Source organism: Rhizobium sp. SEMIA 4085 (assembly GCF_013004495.1).
GTDB classification, from domain to species: Bacteria; Pseudomonadota; Alphaproteobacteria; order Rhizobiales; family Rhizobiaceae; genus Rhizobium; species Rhizobium gallicum.
In genome coordinates this window covers 1-1651 of record NZ_JABEPH010000641.1, presented here as the reverse complement: position 1 = coordinate 1651, position 1651 = coordinate 1, and the positions used below count along the sequence as shown (strand labels likewise).

Annotated in this window: 4 protein-coding genes; 2 read left to right on the top strand and 2 right to left on the bottom strand. The window is 56.9% G+C overall.

Annotation, left to right across the window (positions count from 1 at the left end; translation table 11 throughout):
- Positions 1-76 precede the first annotated feature (76 nt).
- Positions 77-577, top strand: a complete 501-nt coding sequence (locus tag C9413_RS31940; protein ID WP_170251528.1) for a restriction endonuclease subunit S — start codon at positions 77-79, stop codon at positions 575-577.
- Positions 574-894, top strand: coding sequence for a hypothetical protein (locus C9413_RS31935; protein ID WP_039845240.1), 321 nt, complete (start codon positions 574-576; stop codon positions 892-894). Before C9413_RS31940 ends, C9413_RS31935 begins: the two co-directional genes overlap by 4 nt.
- 123 nt (positions 895-1017) lie before the next feature.
- Here C9413_RS31935 and C9413_RS31930 read toward each other — a convergent pair whose 3' ends face one another.
- Entirely contained in the window at positions 1018-1347 is a 330-nt protein-coding gene (locus tag C9413_RS31930; RefSeq protein WP_039845239.1) for a hypothetical protein, read from the bottom strand.
- Positions 1337-1651: hypothetical protein (locus tag C9413_RS31925; RefSeq protein ID WP_170251526.1), on the bottom strand; the 315-nt coding region annotated here is incomplete at its 5' end. The genes C9413_RS31925 and C9413_RS31930, both read right to left, overlap by 11 nt.

Sequence of the window (1651 nt, the reverse complement as noted above, 5' to 3'; positions counted from 1 at the left end):
CTCACGGGGGTGGGCTTAATTCTATGCCGAGTCAGGCGCCGGTGTTGTAAGGGCGCAGAACATTCGTTTTGGACGCATGCGCCTCGACGATCTCGCCTTTGTGAAACCGCCATCGAATTCTGAAGGCAGTCGCACTCAGGTTTACAAGAACGATTTGCTGATCGTTATCACGGGCGCAGGCGTCACAAACCCGGCGCTACTTGAACGAGACTTAGGGGAGGCATATGTCAGCCAGCACGTTGGCCTTGCTCGACCCAGCGATTCAAGCCTCTCTCCTTGGCTGCTTCTCTGCCTGATGGCAGATGCAGGGGGCCGCGGCGAACTTATCGAGTGTGCTTACGGAGCGGGCAAACCAGGACTTAATCTGGACAACATAAGGTCTCTTTCGGTTCCCCTTCCACCGTTCGCCGAACAACAGCGCATCGTTGCCAAGGTCGATGAACTCATGGCCCTATGCGACCAGCTGGAGGCCAGCCTGACGGGTGCCGACGAGACCCGCAGTAAGCTGCTCGACGCGCTCCTGGCCGAAGCTCTCGCGCCGGTGGATGCCGTTGCTCTTCAGGCGGCGGCAGAATGAGTGTGCCAACAACGACCGCTGAGCAAATCCTCCTCGCCAGATTTGGAGCGCCGACAAAGACGCCTACGGAGTATGTGATCGGTTTCAAGACGCCGCTGGGCCGGGTTCTGGCCCTTCATCGCACGCTTGCGGAGTTGACCCTATGGTTTGAGCCGCCGGCACCGCCTGAGATGGACGGGGTCCGGCTGATCGATTACGCCAAGAACTCAAACCTCAACGGCCCTCTCACACCGCTATCAGCTCCATCCACCTTGCGCGTCGAGATCACGACGGAGGGTGCGCTTCAGAACTTCCAGCACCTCCCACTCAGAGTTTGATTTTTGGGTGGTCGATCCGCGGACGTGGTATAGGGATAGGCATAAGGATGTCTTCTATGTTTGGGTTGCGAAGAGTTCTTTCGAGCCTTCGTGCCGCCTTTTCCAGGTCTTTTCCTTTCTTCTCTACTCCGCCACCTTCCGCTTAAATTCCTTCTCCGCGGCTTTTCCAAAGTACTTGCCCGGGTCCTTGACCGCATCTCCATTGAACAACCCATTCAGAAGCTCAATCAGATCTTCGATCTGACCAACCAGCTTTTCCTGCTGATTCGATAATTCCCCGACGGCGTTAGTGGGAAATCCGCTGTTCACGGGCTTGATGTCGCCGCTTTGATGGAGCTTTGCCACGAATACGCAGTCCCAAAACATCGTCTGACGATGCGCCATCTCCTGGTCGGTTCTCTCCCAGGTCCACTGGTGCCGTGGCTGCTGGGGTTTCTGTTGGTCATCCTTCACTGAGCGGCATTTCATCGAGGATGATATCCAACATCTTATCTGTCGCACCGTGGGCGACGTACCCGAGAAAGGCGTTGAGCCGTTCCTTTTCCGCCACGTTTTTTGCGGCCAAGCGCAGCGCGGGTCCATCCGACGCTCCGTACTTCACAAGCATGGATGCGGCGACACCTACGTTATTCCGTGCGAAACCACGATCGTTAACCTGCGCCTTCAACTGTGCTATCGCCGGCTCCATAACGGAATACGCCGTGTACAGCGGAGCCGCCCGGTCACCTTCTTCTCGATCCTTGATGAGAGGTTCGCC

Coding starts and splice junctions, on each gene's coding strand:
- C9413_RS31940 (WP_170251528.1), top strand. CDS start 77: ATGCGCCTCGACGATCTCGCCTTTGTGAAACCGCCATCGAATTCTGAA.
- C9413_RS31935 (WP_039845240.1), top strand. CDS start 574: ATGAGTGTGCCAACAACGACCGCTGAGCAAATCCTCCTCGCCAGATTT.